This window comes from Saccharibacillus sacchari (assembly GCF_037722395.1).
Taxonomy (GTDB): Bacteria; Bacillota; Bacilli; order Paenibacillales; family Paenibacillaceae; genus Saccharibacillus; species Saccharibacillus sacchari_A.
Genome location: NZ_JBBKAR010000001.1, coordinates 83,797 through 100,240, shown reverse-complemented (window position 1 = coordinate 100,240; position 16,444 = coordinate 83,797). Strand labels below are relative to the sequence as shown.

At 51.7% G+C, this 16,444-nt stretch carries 14 protein-coding genes; 3 read left to right on the top strand and 11 right to left on the bottom strand.

Annotation, left to right across the window (positions count from 1 at the left end; translation table 11 throughout):
• Positions 1 to 12 precede the first annotated feature (12 nt).
• The 3 genes from WKI47_RS00525 to WKI47_RS00515 are packed head-to-tail and all read right to left on the bottom strand — an operon-like array spanning position 13 to position 4,560.
• A complete protein-coding gene (locus WKI47_RS00525) occupies positions 13 to 1,269 on the bottom strand; it encodes an ABC transporter permease (RefSeq protein ID WP_340225229.1) in 1,257 nt (418 codons plus the stop codon).
• Entirely contained in the window at positions 1,266 to 1,970 is a 705-nt protein-coding gene (locus WKI47_RS00520; RefSeq protein ID WP_340225228.1) for an ABC transporter ATP-binding protein, read from the bottom strand. Before WKI47_RS00520 ends, WKI47_RS00525 begins: the two co-directional genes overlap by 4 nt.
• A complete protein-coding gene (locus tag WKI47_RS00515; protein ID WP_340225227.1) occupies positions 1,963 to 4,560 on the bottom strand; it encodes an HlyD family efflux transporter periplasmic adaptor subunit in 2,598 nt (865 codons plus the stop codon). Before WKI47_RS00515 ends, WKI47_RS00520 begins: the two co-directional genes overlap by 8 nt.
• A gap of 174 nt (positions 4,561 to 4,734) precedes the next feature.
• Here WKI47_RS00515 and WKI47_RS00510 point away from each other — a divergent pair, with 174 nt between their 5' ends.
• Together WKI47_RS00510 and WKI47_RS00505 are read left to right on the top strand one after the other, a co-directional pair.
• Positions 4,735 to 5,436 carry a response regulator transcription factor gene (locus WKI47_RS00510; RefSeq protein ID WP_340225226.1) on the top strand — a complete coding sequence of 234 codons (702 nt, stop codon included), beginning with the start codon at positions 4,735 to 4,737 and terminating at the stop codon, positions 5,434 to 5,436.
• A 13-nt stretch (positions 5,437 to 5,449) separates the two neighbouring features.
• Positions 5,450 to 6,736, top strand: coding sequence for a HAMP domain-containing sensor histidine kinase (locus WKI47_RS00505; protein ID WP_340225225.1), 1,287 nt, complete (start codon positions 5,450 to 5,452; stop codon positions 6,734 to 6,736).
• A 367-nt stretch (positions 6,737 to 7,103) separates the two neighbouring features.
• On the opposite strand, the gene WKI47_RS00500 is transcribed toward WKI47_RS00505, so the two are convergent.
• From WKI47_RS00500 to WKI47_RS00480, 5 genes are all read right to left on the bottom strand, one after another.
• Positions 7,104 to 7,265, bottom strand: coding sequence for a hypothetical protein (locus WKI47_RS00500; RefSeq protein WP_340225224.1), 162 nt, complete (start codon positions 7,263 to 7,265; stop codon positions 7,104 to 7,106).
• Between the two features lie 134 nt (positions 7,266 to 7,399).
• The gene (locus WKI47_RS00495) at positions 7,400 to 8,179 is read right to left on the bottom strand and encodes an ABC transporter ATP-binding protein (protein ID WP_340225223.1); all 780 of its coding nucleotides are present in this window, start codon (positions 8,177 to 8,179) and stop codon (positions 7,400 to 7,402) included.
• Positions 8,180 to 8,575: 396 nt separating this feature from the next.
• Positions 8,576 to 9,190, bottom strand: coding sequence for a histidine phosphatase family protein (locus tag WKI47_RS00490; protein WP_340225222.1), 615 nt, complete (start codon positions 9,188 to 9,190; stop codon positions 8,576 to 8,578).
• A 129-nt stretch (positions 9,191 to 9,319) separates the two neighbouring features.
• Positions 9,320 to 9,937: an NUDIX hydrolase gene (locus WKI47_RS00485; protein WP_340225221.1), complete on the bottom strand. Its 618-nt coding sequence runs from the start codon at positions 9,935 to 9,937 to the stop codon at positions 9,320 to 9,322.
• A 180-nt stretch (positions 9,938 to 10,117) separates the two neighbouring features.
• Complete coding sequence (locus tag WKI47_RS00480) at positions 10,118 to 11,146, bottom strand: HD-GYP domain-containing protein (protein ID WP_340225220.1); 1,029 nt, start codon at positions 11,144 to 11,146, stop codon at positions 10,118 to 10,120.
• Between the two features lie 277 nt (positions 11,147 to 11,423).
• Here WKI47_RS00480 and WKI47_RS00475 point away from each other — a divergent pair, with 277 nt between their 5' ends.
• Positions 11,424 to 12,143: a 3-keto-5-aminohexanoate cleavage protein gene (locus WKI47_RS00475; RefSeq protein WP_340225219.1), complete on the top strand. Its 720-nt coding sequence runs from the start codon at positions 11,424 to 11,426 to the stop codon at positions 12,141 to 12,143.
• A gap of 106 nt (positions 12,144 to 12,249) precedes the next feature.
• Here the strand turns inward: WKI47_RS00475 and WKI47_RS00470 are convergent, their stop codons facing one another.
• From WKI47_RS00470 to licT, 3 genes are all read right to left on the bottom strand, one after another.
• Positions 12,250 to 13,152 (bottom strand): manganese catalase family protein, encoded by a 903-nt coding sequence (locus WKI47_RS00470; RefSeq protein ID WP_340225218.1) that lies wholly within the window; start codon positions 13,150 to 13,152, stop codon positions 12,250 to 12,252.
• Between the two features lie 234 nt (positions 13,153 to 13,386).
• The gene (locus tag WKI47_RS00465) at positions 13,387 to 15,291 is read right to left on the bottom strand and encodes a beta-glucoside-specific PTS transporter subunit IIABC (RefSeq protein ID WP_340225217.1); all 1,905 of its coding nucleotides are present in this window, start codon (positions 15,289 to 15,291) and stop codon (positions 13,387 to 13,389) included.
• A 272-nt stretch (positions 15,292 to 15,563) separates the two neighbouring features.
• Positions 15,564 to 16,406 (bottom strand): BglG family transcription antiterminator LicT, encoded by an 843-nt coding sequence (licT, locus tag WKI47_RS00460; protein WP_340225216.1) that lies wholly within the window; start codon positions 16,404 to 16,406, stop codon positions 15,564 to 15,566.
• Between the last annotated feature and the right edge of the window lie 38 nt (positions 16,407 to 16,444).

The following is a 16,444-nucleotide window of genomic DNA, read 5'->3' as shown; positions in this document are numbered from 1 at the left end:
TTTTCCGCAACATCATTCGTAGCGCAAAGCGTCGATCGGATTCAACTTCGCTGCTTTGTTTGCCGGGTAGTAGCCGAAGAAAATGCCGATAAACATCGAAAACAACACGGTTCCCAAAATGATGTAGGGAGACAAAACGAAGTCCGCGCCTATCAGCTTGGAACCTGTAAAGCCCAATATCAAACCCAGCGTAATTCCGATTAATCCCCCCGTCACCGAAAGGACCACCGCCTCCGCTACGAATTGCGTGCGAATATGGGCATCTTTGGCTCCCAATGCTTTGCGTACGCCGATCTCATGCGTTCGTTCCGTTACGGAAACCAACATGATATTCATAACGCCGATTCCTCCGACGATCAAGGCAATGCCAGCCACTGCCGCCACCGCGAGCGATAAAGTTTTCATCATCGAATTGGTCGATTCCAGCTCGCTTTTCATATTGTAGGCATACGATTCCCATTCTTTGTTTTTCTCGTACAGCTTGCTCAAGTAGACGCTGATCTTATCCGTAAACGCGTTAAGATCCGTACCGGTACGGGGAACGACGGTTAACGAAGTAAAGCCCTTGTACTGCGAATCTTTTTTGGCCGTGCTGACCGGGATATAACTGCTCGTTTCCAGGTCTTTGTCGGATGCCATAGCTCCCATGCCGGACGGCTGGGTATACGTGTAGACGCCGATGACCGTGAACTGCTTAATGGCTTTGTCGGTGTAGATGATCATATTGTTGCCGATCGCCGCCGTGTTCGATCCGTAAAGCGCGTCAGCCGCGCGATCGGATATCACGATAACATTGCGCATTCCTTTGATGTCCGCTTCGCTAATATTGCGCCCCTCCGCCATTTTGACCTTATTGACTTTGGCATAGCCTACGTTAACGCCGGTGATCGAGACATTGCTGTATTTACGCGCAAGCTTGGCTTTCCCCCGCCCCGCGTCTTCGGATAAGGAAAGGGTCTCGATCTCGGGAAATCGGCTGACTAAGGTATCGAGCTGCTCGTTGGAGATACGGTCCGAGTCTTTGGGAACTTTCGCAGTTGCCGTATCGAACTGCCCGCTTGCTTCCTCCGCCCGCATTTGCATGCCTACCGTGACGTTATTGATGCCGAACTCCGCGAATTGGTTCGTGACCGAGGAGGTCATGGCATTCCCTACGGAGATCACGGCAATAACGGACGAAATCCCGATAATGATGCCGAGCATGGTAAGAAACGAACGCATTTTGTTGGCACGCAGACTTTCCAGGGAAAGCAGAAGATTTTCGATCATGAAATGGAACCTCCCCTGTTCGACCCTGCCTTGTCCGAAACGATCCGTCCGTCTTTCACGGTAACGACGCGCGGACATAGCTCTGCCAGTTCCGTCGAGTGCGTGATGAACAAAATGGTCTTCTTCTCTTCCCGGTGAATGCGCAGAAAGATTTCCATGACCAGATTGCCTGTTTTGGAATCCAAAGCGCCTGTCGGTTCGTCGGCCAAAATAATATCGGGATTGTTAGCCAGCGCACGCGCTATGGCGACCCGCTGCTTTTGGCCCCCGGAAAGCTCATTCGGTTGGTGGTCCATCCGTTCTTCCATCCCCATCATGGCCAGCAATTCCTCGGCGCGACGGCGGCGTTCGGCCGGCTTGATGCCCGCATACACCATGGGCAGCTCGACATTTTTCAAAGCACTGTTGCGCGGGATCAGATTGAACGATTGAAATACGAAGCCAATCTTCTGATTGCGAATCTGCGCGAGTTCATCCCGATTCATTCGCTGGATCGGCGTGCCGCCCAGCTCATATTCCCCGCTGCTCGGCTGATCCAGCGCCCCGATAATATTCATTAGCGTCGATTTGCCCGAGCCGGATTGCCCGACAATCGCAACGAATTCTCCCGAAGCAATATGCAGATCGATCCCGTCAAGTACCGTAATTTCATTGGGTGTTCCTGCAAAATAGCGCTTGACCACATTGCGGATCTCAATCATTCGAGGCAGCCTCCCCTTTGAGTTCGGGTGAAGCCATAAGCAGGCCGTTTGCCTCCTGTGCAGCCGAGACAACGGTCATCCCTGGCGAAAGCTGAGGAGACTGAATCTCGACACTGATATCGTTCTGAATGCCCAGCGTAACGGGAAGTTCCCGGAGTTGACCTTTTTGCAGCACGTAGACGATGTCTCCACTATCTCCTGACGTTACGGCGTCCAACGGGACAGAGAATACGTCTTTCTTCTGATCCAGTACAATCGTCAACCGTGCATTCATGCCGACGCGAATACGCGGGTCTGCCTTGTCGATGTCCACGTTGGCTGCAAATTGCACGCTGGTATTGACCGCTGCCGCCGCTGTTGCCGAATCTCCGGCAGCGGCATTCTTTACCGCCGACGCCCCCACGTAAGACAGTTTGCCTGTGAACTCTTCTTCGCCTGTGCCGTCCGTTTGTACCAAGGCTGGTTGTCCGACCTGCATGGAGCCGATATCCGCTTCGCCGATCGCCGCCGATACCGTCAGTTTCGAAGCATCTTCGATCGTGAACATCAGCCCCGCGGCATATTGATCCACCGTCGCGTTTTTAAACGTTACCGTTCCGGCGATCGGTGCTGTAATGACGGTATCCGCAAGCTGCTTCTGCAATTTATCCAGGCTGACCTGTTGCAGTTCAATGCTGAGCTGTGCGGCATCGTCCGTTTTGGATTCGGCTATTTGCTGGTTTAGCTGCGCACTCTCGTAACTATTTTGGGCGCGTTCAAGTGCCGTTGCTGCCGTCGCAAACGCTTCGCTTTGGTTTTTCAAGGCGCTCTCATAGCCCAGTTTGGATTTTTCGAGCGATTCCTGTGCTGCGGCAAGAGCCTCATTCGCTGTGTTTCCTGCATTTTGATACGCTTGTTTGGCTTTGTCCAACGTATCGCGGGCTGCCGTCAAAGACTCTTTGGAGCTGCTGACCGCATTGTCGTACGCTTGCTTGGCTTTGTCCAAACTGTCCTGAGCATTGACCAGTGACTCGGATGCTCCTTTAAGCGCTACGTCATACGCTTGTTTGCTTTTCTCCAGCGCGTCTGCGGCATTGGTCAGCGCATCTCCGGAGCTGTTCCAGACACTGTCAAAAGCTTGCTTGGCTTTGTCCCATGTATCTTTTGCGTTTATTTTTGCATCGGTAGCGCTTTTCAGTGCCGAATCATAGCTGATTTGCGCACGGTCCACGGCCTGCTTGGCCTGTTCCAAAGCGTCTGCCGAGCTTTCCACGGACTGCCGGTAATCCAGATTCGAACTATTCACGTTGTCTTGAGCCGACTTTATACTATCCTGCTGCGCTTGGTTGGCCGCCGTCAGCGCTGCTTGCTTCTCGCTGAAATTCGCATTGGCCTGATCCGCTGCGCTTTTCAGCGTTGGATCGCCTGCCGGCAGCTCGGCGGTTTTGCTCGCCTCATAAGCAGCCGCGGCGGCTTTGGACTCCCGGTCTGCATTTTGCCACGCGATCGTTGCCTGATTCACCTGGCTGTTCGCACCGCTTTGCGCTTGATTCAAAGCATCGACCGCGCTATTGTACCTGTTCAATGCGGATTGCTCGCTCAGCGGTTTTCCTTTTTGCAATTGCGCGTATTTGTTGGTTGCCGACGTTAATTCCGCTTTTGCCGTTTTGACGGTCGGCGTGCTTTCTATAGGGAGCTGCGATTCTCGGTAAGCACGCTCCGCGATCTCCAGGTCTTTTTTGGCGGATTGTACCGAGGGTGTGAAGTTGCCTTGCGCGACCAGTTGATCATAGGCTCGCTGCGACACTTCCAAGTCTTTTTTTGCGGATAAAACGGTGTTTCCGGTGTTGCCTTTTGCCTGAGATGCCAGCGCCTCGTATTGACGCTGGGCGATATCCAGCTCTTTTTTGGCCGAAACTACCGTTGTGCCGGATTGTCCTTGATCCTGGGCAAGCAGGGTATCGTATTGACGCTGCGCCACTTCGAGATCCTTTTTGGAAGACAGCAAAGCGCTGCCTGCCGTTGCTTCTGCCTGACCTCGGGTAATCGCCAGTTGACGCTCGGCGGTTTTCACGTCGGCCTGGGCCGACAGTACCGCCGTACCCGGATTTTTCTCCGCTTGCGCCTTGGTATCGTCGTATTGGCGCTGCGCGGTCTGTACGTCGAGCGCAGCCGAATCCACACTGCCTTTGGCGGTTGCGATCGCGTTCTTGTTGTCCGTGCCTGCGCTTTTGAGCGATTCTTTGGAGTTCTGCAAGTTCAATTCAGCCGATTTGATATCCAAAACCAGATCCGCCGTGGCGAGGGTAGCCAGTTTTTGTCCAGCCTTTACCACATCGCCCTCCTTAACCAGCACTTCTGTCAATTTCAGCGAAGAAGGTGCATAGATGTTACGGCTATTTTGACTGCGCACGCTGCCCGAGACCAGCAACGTACGAGTAATTTCCCCTTTTTCAAGCGACGTGGTTTGCAAGCTTTCCAAACCTTGTGCTTCCGTGCTTCTGGCGCTCAACATCGAAGACCAGATCCACCATGCCGCGATAGCCAGAAACAGAAGCAGAACCCAAATCCATTTCCGCTTAAACGCTTTGCCGATTCTATTCATTTCCATGTTCGATCCTCTCTTGTTCCGTTATCGAATACACACCTTAGAAAGTTATCGAAGCAACCTTAAGAACCGCCAATGCCAATTCTTAATAATTCTTAAGTGGTGTTCAGATTCGGCCGACAAACAAGGTAGAATGAACAAGACAGAACTAGAGCGTGTACGCATGGAGGAACCACTATGAACGATCCCAAAACGATTTTGATTGCCGACGACAACAGCGAGATCCGAGAAATCGTTCGCGTGTTATTGGAAAGCGAAAACTACGAAGTCATAGAAGCCGTAGACGGCGAGGATGCGGTAAACAAGGTCACGGACCGGATCGACCTGATCATTCTCGATATTATGATGCCCGTCAAATCCGGCTTCAAGGCCTGTATCGATATTCGCGAAAAAACGAGCGCCCCGATCCTATTCCTGACCGCCAAAACGCAGGATTCGGATAAGTATATGGCTTTTTCCGTCGGAAGCGACGATTATATGTCCAAGCCTTTTTCCTATACGGAGTTGGTCTACCGGGTCAAAGCGCTGCTTCGGCGATATTATGTATACCGGGGCAAAGAAAAAGCGTCGGCACCTTCAAACCTGATCCATATCCGCGAGTTGACGATCAATACGGATTCGCACGAAGTCACGGTAGACGGCAAAGACATCGTGCTGACGGATATCGAATATCAAATCCTGCTGCTGATGGCTCAAAACCAACGCAAAATCTTTTCCGCGCAAAATCTGTACGAAAGCGTATGGGAAGAGCCTTACTTTTACAGCTGCAACAATACCGTGATGGTCCATATCCGCAATCTGAGAAAAAAAACGGAAACCGATCCCCAGGAACCCAAGTTGATCAAGACCGTATGGGGAAAGGGGTATCGCATTGAGTAGGCCCTTTTTTCGCTTGAAATTGAAAGTCCAGTTGACCGCGGCATTGGTGGTGGCGATCGTGCTGGCATTCCTGCTGTTTATGGCGCTGCAATCGATCGGAACCAATCTGCTCGACCGTCACTTCGGTGAGCCTACCTTTATCGCGCAGCAGAATCAGAAAATGATCGCCGGGCTATCGGAATACGTATCACAAAACCGCTTAAGCATCCACGACGACAAACAATTGAACGATTGGTCGGGTAAAAAGAAATATGTGACGATGTATATCTATCGGGATAAAAAGCTGGTGTACTCTTCGGACGGCTACTACATGCAGGCTGAAGCAGCAAACGACGAGCCTTTTGTTTCCGACGAGTCGCTGTACAACGTTTCATTTACGGACGCGGACGCGCAAGTTTTTATCGAGTCGTTCGCGGAATACCGCTATTATACAATGGTCACTTTCGCTTCCCTTGCTGTCGCGTTCGCTTTTTTCCTGTGCGTGGTGCTGCTGTTGATTAACGTCAAGACCTCGTATATCGAAGTGTTGGAAAATGAAATCAAGCTGCTGGAAGGCGGCAATCTGGAGTATCCGATCACGATCAAAGGGAAAGACGAACTGTCGTCTCTGGCGCAAAGCATCAACGAGATGCGGAAATCTTTTATCGAACGGTTGGAAAACGAGGAGCTCGCCCGAAAAGCCAACAACGAGCTGGTTACCGCGATGTCGCACGATTTGCGCACTCCGCTGACCGCGCTGATCGGCTATCTCGACATTATTCAATACCGCAAATACAAGTCGGACGAACAGTTATTCAAATATATCGCCAACAGCAAAGACAACGCCTACCGGATCAAGCATCTGTCCGATCAGTTGTTTGAATACTTTTTGGTGTCCTATAGTCAAAACGATCTGCCGGAGCTGGACGACTACGACGGGTTGCCTTTGCTCGATCAGATGATTGGCACGCATGTCCCTCTGTTGATCGACGAAGGGTTTGAATTTGAGTTCATTCCCTGCGACCGTCCGTTTACGCTGAATATCCACGTGATTTCGATGCAGCGGGTGTTCGACAATCTATTTTCCAATATTCTGAAGTATGCGGATAAGTCGGAAGCTGTCACGATTATGTGCACCTTGCAGGAAAAATGGCTATATATGCATGTGAAAAATCGCATTAAGCAAGGCATCGATCATACGGATAGCAACAGCATCGGGATTAAGGTATGCGAAAAGATTGTGCAGAATCACGGCGGGAGTTTTGACGTGGTGAGGACGGAGAACATTTATAGCGTGCAGGTTAGTTTGCCGGTGGGGTAACTTAGATCCTATTCGTAAGGGATCTCGCGGGGCGCTGCGGGAGAAATTGCCAGCATAGGCTTCCGAAGTGCATTTCTTCGAAATGCTTCACAAGTCGCTGTCTCGCCCGGAAATTGAAATTTGAATATAGATTCAAACTTCAATTTCCGGGCTCAAAGGCGACTTTCACTGAATTTCTCCCTCCGCCGGCTTTGCTCGCCGTTACTCAAAAGATCAAAATTACGGGTTTTATATTGGGGAAGAGTTTGCAGACATAAACTTTTGACAAACGAAAGACACAAAAAACGACGCCGATGTCAGGGCGTCGTTTTTTTATAGGTTTCGTTTATGAATGTTGCCGCAACGAATCATGAAGATTTCGGACGGTTTACTTTTCTTCGTCTTGATCGCCGGAGGCTTTCGGAGAAGGCTTGGCGGCCCACTCGTCGGCTTGAGGTTCGACGTTGGCGCCGTTTTCTTTGCGCGTTTTTTCCATTAGCGTATCTTCGCCAGCGCTTTGTTGATTCGGATCTTGGTTGGGATCTGTCATGATGTATTCCTCCTCGAAAAGTTTTGAATGGTTGTTTCGACAACATATCATTACCCGTTATGCCGAGAAGAAAACATGGGCTTTCAAAATGACGCGTGACCGCAGCCGAAAAAACGCAATATACGTCTTCGCTTTCAGCGAACGGATAGCCAAGCCCGGCCGCCGCGCCAGTCTACGCCGACAGGCATTTCGAAAAAGTCGGACAGATTGCTGTCGCTTAATATTTCGTTCGAGCGGCCTTGGGCGAAGATTTCTCCGCGGCGGATTAAAAGGGAATGGGAAAAGACTTGCGAAATCTCCTCGGTGTGGTGCGTGACGAGCAGCAATGTAGGCGCGTCGGGACGGGCGGACAAAGCATCGATACTCTGAAGCAACGCTTCGCGGGAAATAAAGTCCAGGCCGTTGCTGGCTTCGTCCAGAATCAGCAATTTCGGGGATGCCATGAGCGCGCGTGCAATCAGGAGCTTCTGCTTCTCACCCTGGGAACAGGTCTGATAGGCTCGTCCGATCAAATGAGAGCAGCCCAGATCGCGCATTAGCTGCTCGGCCTTGTCGCGATCTTCATTTTCGATCGCTGCATACAATCCGATCGAGGCATGGCGACCGCTGATCACGATCTCCAGCGCCTGCTCGTTTGGACGGATTTTTTCCTGTAACGATGAGCTTACCCAACCAATCGATTTACGCAGTTCGCGCAAATCAATCGTACCGAATTTATGCCCCAGCACCGATATTTCGCCGCTCGTGGGCCACATATATCCGTTGATCATATTCAGAATACTCGTTTTGCCGGAACCGTTGAGTCCAAGTACCGCCCAATGTTGGCCCTCTTCGACCGTCCAATTGATGTTTTGCAGAATATTATTCTCTCCGCGTCTCCAGGAGACGTTTTTCAATTCAATCACTGTCGTCACGTTCTTTCCTCCTTTAAAGCATCAGTCTCTTGATCGTAGCGCAAGTGTGGAGAGCTTGTAAACCCTGCGATGATTGCACCATGCGACGGCTCAGCGACACGACGATCCCTAAGCTTCAAAAAACGCTAGAAAAGGCGGTATAACGGACATGCGATCCGTTACACCGCCTTTTCGGCGTTTTGACCTTTTTCAAAGTCAAACCTTAGGGAATCCTGGCGGCATGCAAAGGCGCCCATTCCTGCATATAAGCAACAATGAAGCGAAAGTAGCTCCGATTCGAAACCGATTGTTGCCGATTAGCAGGATTGCAACAGGCAATAGGCAACAGCCTCACCTTCATCTGGTGCAAAGTACGGATACCATGACAATGACCGCTAATGCGGTTAGATCAAGCTACTAACTCCGCAAATGCTCCTGTGCGTTCATAAACACGATCCGCTTGCGCGAGCCGTCAATACGCCAAAGATGGATTCCCGTATCTCCCGTAGCCAAAGAAATCTCCGACTGGAACGGCAGGTTCGTCAGACTATGGAATAACATATTAATCATGCCTCCATGCGACACGATGCAGATGCGGTGAAGATCGGATTTGTTTTTTTGAGCAAAAAGCAGCTTCGATAAAAAGGCTTCTGCCCGTGCGCGAAACTGAATTTCCGATTCGGTCTCGGCACATGTATCATACGGCTGACGACCTGTGCTCGGCAGCGGAAAACGAAGCCGTGCTTCTTCGCGCTTAAGCCCGGCCAGCAAACCATTGTTCCATTCCATAAGCTCTTCATCGTAAGCCACCGAGAGTTTGCACTCTTGGGCGATCGCTTCGGCTGTGCGCGCAGCGCGCTTCAATGGACTCGCCAGGATCTCATGCGGACGATACCGCTTCGCGATCCAGGCTGCGGCAAGACCCGCCTGACGCTCACCCAGTGGCGTCAATTCAAAGTCTGCCCGGCCTTCGTGGCGGTCTTCCACATCCGCCTGCGACTCGCCGTGCCGCACGACCAACAATTCTATCATCCGTATTCCATCCCCCAATATGCACTATAATGTACGACCTATCGTTATTGTCGTCCTTTTTTCCTGCTCAATCAATCGGTAGATTCTATCATGAATTTTTCATGTGTTTATTTTTTATTATAGGAAAGATCAGTCCATCCACACTGCCCGCTCCGGGTCACGTAGATATTCGAACATTTCCTTGACCTGACGCTCCGTGTTTCGCTCGACTGACAGCGGCGGCAAGTTATTTTTATCGAAAAATCCGACCTCGCTGGTTTCCATCGTCGCGGCGGCTTCTCCCCCCGTTATCTCACAACGAATAAACATCTTGTATACGTGAAAAGGAGACACCGGATGATCGTGGAACTTTTTATCGAGAATAGCCAACAGCTTGCCTGCCTCCGCCGTGTATCCCGTTTCCTCCCCTATCTCTTTAACGACATTCTCTTTGGCCGACAGACCGATATCTGCCCAGCCTCCCGGCAGGGACCAAGCGCCATCCAGACGTTCGCGCACCAGCAATATTCGATCTTCCTGGAAAATGACGCCCCTCACATCTACCTTCGGCGTCGCATATCCGCTCTCGCCTGCGAACAGTTCGCGCAACTTCGTCGTCTCGACTCCGGTATACTCGTGCATAATCTCCAGACTGATCGTTCTTAACATCTCAAAACGCTCCAGATCGTAGACATCTTTGGAATATTCCAGTCCCGCTTGGCTAATCGCCTGGATTTGCTTGGCCCACTCCAGCCACTTCGGTTGCATATGCGCTCCTCCTCGTACACAGGTACATGCTATCACTGTTCGTTCGGGATTGACGAATGAAATTCCTTTTTCCTCTTCACGGAGTTTCTATATATTCCGATGCAAAAAGACTCTCCGAAAAATTCGGAAAGCCTCAACGTGTCGAGAAAATCTAACGTGGCTTTCTCGAAAACCCGATATTTACAGGAAAACTTCTTCAACCGCCAGATTCCGTTCCCGCGACAAATCGTGGAACTGATCGCCGACGCGTACAAGCGGCTTGAAGATGTCGGACGGATTATTCAAAATAATCGTACCGGTGTCCCCGCTGCTCAGACGAACATTTTTGCCAATCAAATTCGACATCAGATGCTGCACGAGCGCCTGTACCGGCTTTTCGTTCAATTTCCCGAAGCCCAGCTCGCTCACTTCGCGCAAAATATCAAGCAATGGACGCTTCGGTTCGCCTTTTTTGCCTTCGGACAGTCTCAGATATGTATCAGCAACGGCCACGATCTGGGAATAAGGATGAATATCCGGCTTGGTCAATCCCTGCGGATAACCCGAACCGTCCTCGCGTTCATGGTGCTGAAGCGCCACCAGAGCGGTCGTTTCGTCTTTCATCGACTTTTGGATCACGTCATGGCCCAGTTTCGCATGCTTACGCAGCTCTTGCATATCGTATTCGGTCAGATAGTCGGTCCGATTACGAATGGTTGGCGAAATTTTACTCTTCCCGATATCGTGCAAATATCCCGCCTTGCTAATGGCATAGCATTCTTCGCGCGAATAGCCGAGCCATGTTGCCATATAATACGACAACATACCGACTTGCATCGAATGATTGTACAAGCTAACGTCTTCGCGTTCGAGCACGAGCAACAGCGATACGATATCGCGATGTTCGTCAACGGTGCGCAAAAGCGGTTCGAGCTGGAGGTCAACCGTGGACTCTTCGAACTTGCCGCTGGTCAACGCTTCCAAAAAGATAGACTGATAACCGCGTATCGCAAGCTCGATATGACTTTGCATCGCTGAACTGAGCACGCCCAGCCCGGTCTCGGAACCACGGGGTTCGATCTCGACATAGTCGATTTTGTGCCGGTTCAGCAGATCGGTCTCTTCAACCTTCACAACTGTACCTCTTGGCAGTACGTGCAAACCCGCCGGGTTAAATGCGTCTTCTTTCAGCATATCGCCTTGTTGAAGATCCGTTACATGGATTCGCAATGGACAGCCCCCCTGGATGTACTTACAACTTCCTTTTATAAAAAATATCGGATGCAAATTCTTTTTTATTAGTAAGCAGGCATGAATGACGACTTTAGTCGGGTAAAAAGAGCTATAAATAAGGCAAAGTGACTATCTATCCATGAATAATATTGGAACAATATGGATCTACATAAAGAAAAGCATCAGCCAGCGAGATCTAAAAAAAACGCTCACGCCTTCCGATAAATGGAATATACTAGAATTTTATGGTTGTCCCGTATAAGGAGGATGTCGTATGCTTCAAGCCTGTCTAAACGGATCTCGTACCCGGGACGACCATCCGGCGATCCCGTATACCCCGGAAGAAATCGCAAACGATGCCGAAAAATCGGTTCGTGCCGGAGCAGCCGAACTTCATATCCATATTCGTGACCGAGAAGGCAACGAAAGCTTGGCGACAGACGATGTAGCGCGTATTCTGTTGGCAGTGCGCGCACGGGTTCCGGGTGTTCCGATCGGCATCTCAACAGCCTGGTCGATATTGCCGGATAGCGCAGCACGCATGCAGCTCCTGCGCTCCTGGCATGTAATTCCGGACTATGTCTCGATCAATATCCATGAGCCTGATGCCGAATGGATCATTGCAACAGCTCTCTCCCGGGGAATCAATGTTGAAGCCGGGCTATGCTCCGAAGCCGATGCGGAACGCTTCGTGGCTATGCCGGGCTGCGAATCATGCCTGAGAGTGCTGATCGGCATTCATAACCCGGATCCCGGACGAGAGTCTTCCATCGTTCGTCATATCCGTAGAGTGCTGAAGCGCGCAGGGTGTACGTTGCCGATTCTGCTGCACGGCTCCAATGCGACCATGTGGCCGATGTACATAGAAGCGATGCTTCAAGGATTCGGCGGTCGAATCGGTCTTGAAGACGGCATCATGCTCCTTTCCGGCCTAGACGCCAAAGATAACGAAGAATTGGTTAAGACCGCCAAATTGATCGAAGGACGCTTCTGAAACATTGACCGGTAACGTTCGATTCGATTATATACGCAAAACAAACAGCCGCGCTCCTTTTTTAGGGAAGCGCGGCTTCGATTTTTATTGGTGATCGCTATTGTATTTACTCTTTGATATTACCGGAATGCTTCAATCGTTTGGCGATTTCTTTGAACTCCGCTGCGGAAATGCCCGGCGCGAATTCTTCATCGATAGGCGGTGCTTCCGGAATCGGTACGCCTTTCGGGACACCTGCGATGACTTCAAGCGGTGAACCGTCTTCAGGATGCGTGCCTTTCCAGATCTGATCGATTGTAGTGAAATCGTTGTCGCTCCACGTATACAGCTTCGTGTGCACGCCTTTTTCTTCATACTTCCGCGCTTCGTTAAACTTCCGGTTATCCAGCGACGGAACCGGAATCAGCTTGGTCACGTTTACGCCTGTCGCCACTTCAAGAGCTTTGGCATAAGCGACGACGTGTACGCCTCCGCGTACCAGCAAGAAGCCGACGACGGCTCTGGCCGCCGGATGATCGGTCATTTCGTACACTTTCATCTTGTGGGTACGCGCTCCGCATTCCAGGAAAAAGTTGTGCAGCAGGTCTTCGACCAGGTTGCCGCTATTGAACACGTTCGCCCCGGTCCACGGATTGCCCATCGAGTCGATCGGCATCCCGCCCTGCGCGCCTGCCAGAAACGGATACGAAAGTCGGGCGTCTTTGACGGCTTCCAGCGGACTTTTGTCCGGATCGCCCGGCGAAGTGGAACCTTGCAAAATTTTGCCGATGCCGTGCGTAACCAGTTCGACGTGACCCAGTTCTTCGGCGGTGATGCTCATCACGAGATCGTAAAACGGTCTCAGCTTGGATTTGGAACGGAAGTTGAACGATTGGAACAGATAATTGTTCAACGTGGACATTTCGCCGAATTTGCCTCCCAGCAATTCCTGTACGGCTGCGGCGGCGTTCGGATCGGGCTTCTCGACATCCGGAATCTCGATCATGATCTCTTCCATGCGTTTGAACATGTTCAGGCGTCCTCCCAATCATACAGATGATTTGTACTGCTATGCAGTATTAAACCCCAGGGTTTTTTTCAAACAAATTCCGAGTATGCTTCATCGAATATTCATTTTTTGCAATAAATGTTCATGACGTAAAATGAAGGAACCGTTCGATTTGGCGGCAAAAAAAGAAGATCCCGACGCCGCTGCTTCGGCATAAGGATCTTCTTTGTATACGCGGAAAACGCGAGAACTTTTTTACACGACCGTCGTCAGCAGATAATCGCCGTTTTTGGCGGAGACTTCGGTCGTTTTCAACACGTCGAGATAATCGGCCGAGTTAGTCACGATCACCGGAGTTGCCGTCACGTAGCCTGCGGCTTTGATCTGTTCCAGATCGAATTCGAGCAACAGTTGACCGGCTTCGACGCGGTCGCCTTCTTTGACCTTTTTATCGAAAAATTGGCCTTTGAGACGAACCGTGTTGACGCCGACGTGGATCAGCAGCTGCGCGCCGCCGTCTGTCGTGATGCCGATCGCGTGTCCGGTCGGGAACACGGTCGTCACGGTTCCCGCGGCCGGAGACGTCAGATGGCCGGAAGTCGGATCGACCACGATGCCTTGTCCCATCGCGCCCGACGAGAACGCAGGGTCAGGCAGCGTGTCGAGCGGTTGAACCGCGCCTTCGAGCGGGCTGACGATGACTTCTTTTTTGAGCAGGCTTTCTGTCGCGGAAGCGGAAACGGCTTCTTCCGGACGGGCCGATGCCGGTTGTCCGTCGGACGTTGCGGCAGCGGAGACCGGCGTTTCAACGACACGGTCTTTGAAGAATGCGAAGTTGAGCAGCGTCGACAGCACGAAAGCGACCACGATACCGATCACGGTCATCGCGAAGCCTGTGCCGACGTAAGCCGGAATCGCCAGCACGCTCGGCAGAGCGAACGAAAGCGCGCGGCCTCCGCCTGCGCCGATGATCGCCGCGCCGACGCCGCCGGAGATACAAGCCAGGATGAACGGTTGTTTATACTTTAGCGTGATGCCGTAGATCGCCGGTTCGGTAATTCCGAAAATACCGGCAACCGTAGTGGAACCGGACAATGCTTTGAGTTCGCGGTTTTTCGTTTTGAGGAAAATACCCAGTACGGCACCGGCTTGAGCCAATACCGGAGCGGTCAGCATCGGCAGCATGGTATCGTAACCGATCGTTCCCAGGTTGCTGAGCATGATCGGCACGAAGCCCCAGTGAACGCCGAAGATAACGAACACTTGCCAGAAACCGCCCGCGATCAGACCGGCCACGATCGGACTCAGGTTATACAACCAGGTATATCCGCTTGCCAGACCTTCGCTGACGATGTTGCCGACCGGACCGAACGCCAGGAAAGTGAGCGGAACGACGACCAGCAGCGTGCACATCGGCACGAGAATGTTTTTGACGGATTGATGGATAAACGACGCGAAGAATTTCTCGACGTAAGACTGTACCCATACGGCCAGAATGACCGGGATAACCGTCGACGTGTACGTCACCAGCACGATCGGAATACCGAAGAAATTCAGCGCGGTTCCGGCCGATTGCGCGGCGGCGATCGCCGGATATACCAGCGCGCCCGCGATGGCGACGGAAACGAACGTATTGGTCTTGAAGCGGCGCGACGACGTGATTGCCAGGAAGATCGGCAAGAACGTGAACACGCTGTCGGACGCGGCGTTCAAGATCAGGTAAGCGCCCGAATCCTGGGTGAGCCAGCCGAGCACGACGAACAACGCCACGAGGCCTTTGAGTACCCCGGCTCCGGCCAACGCGCCGAGCAGCGGCGAGAAGATGCTGGAGATCAGATCGACCGCGCGGTTGAGCCAGCTTCCTTTTTCACCGGATTCTTCGGCTTTGTCCGCGCTTTCGGCGTCTTTCAGATTCGTTTGTTCCATCATGCTTTTGAATACTTCGGGAACGTTGTTGCCGATGACGACCTGGAACTGACCGCCGCTTTCCACGACCGTGACGACGCCCGGCGTGTTGCTCAATCCTTCTTTGTCGGCTTTGGCCGTGTCTTTCAACTTGAATCTCAGACGTGTCGCACAGTGGAACACGGAGCTAACATTGCCTTCTCCGCCTACGCCTTCGATGACTTTTTTCGCTATTTCCTGATCTTTCGCGCTCATGATGAGGCCTCCCTATTGGATGATGGCTTGCTTTTTACCGATCGATCACCGAGTTCTTTCTGCTGCGTTTTATCCGGGACCCAACAAGCGCCGGCTGCCTGTTGGACTCCCCGTAAAACGCAGAAAAACCTGAACTCGTGACGGAACAGACGGATTTCGCGCAAAAAAGGCTTCTGCCAAAAAACGTTCGTTCTCTCACCAGCTCAGGTTTTGCCTGCATGACCAGTTACACCCTGTATCCGATAAAAAATATGGAATTGGTTACGCGGACATTATTCTTCGCCGCGCGTGGTGATACGTTGGATATGAATCGTCAGATAGACGTACTCGTCTTTGCTGAGCGATTGGTGGTACGTGCTTTGCAAATAATCGTCGATCTTTTTGGCGCATTCGAATGCTTTGACATAACTTTTGCGCACCTGCTCGTACAGGAAATCTTCTCCGCTATCTTGCACCTCATGCCGCAGCAGCCGCATCGAGAAGTATTGCAAGTGCGTGAGGAAGCGCGAGTAGCTGAGCGAAGATTCGTCGAGCACGATGCCGTAGTGGTAGGTGACGATGTTGAGAATATGATGCACGATCTCCGTCATCTCCATCGTCAGGCGCATCTCCGCTCCGTCGGTGCGCGCGTTGACGATATGCAGGGCGATAAAGCCCGCTTCGTCTTCCGGCAACCGCACATCCAGCTGTTCTTCGATCATTTTGAGCGCATCCTGCCCGATCGCATACTCTTTTTTGTAAAAACGCTTGATCTCGAACAGCATCGCGTTTTTGAAGTCGACGCCTTTGCTGTGCCGGTCGATCGCGTACGAGATATGGTCGGTCAGCGACAGGTAGATATTATCGTTCAGTTCTTCGCCGAGCACCCGGCCCGCATGTTCGACGATCGACTTCACCGTCTCCAGATGCGCGACCGGAATTTCGTTCAGCAGCTCGGTCAACCGTGCGGTCAGCTCATTCGTATTCAACATGAAGATTTTATCGATCTTGTGCTCATCCACGGCGTCTCCGATCACTTTGTTAAAGGAGATGCCGCGCCCCATCACGATGACTTCTTTCCCCTTCGCGTTGCGGGTCAGCAGTACGTTGTTGTTCAGCACTTTTTCTATAATCACTATTCTCACTCCCGACTGCCCTCGCACATTTAAGATTG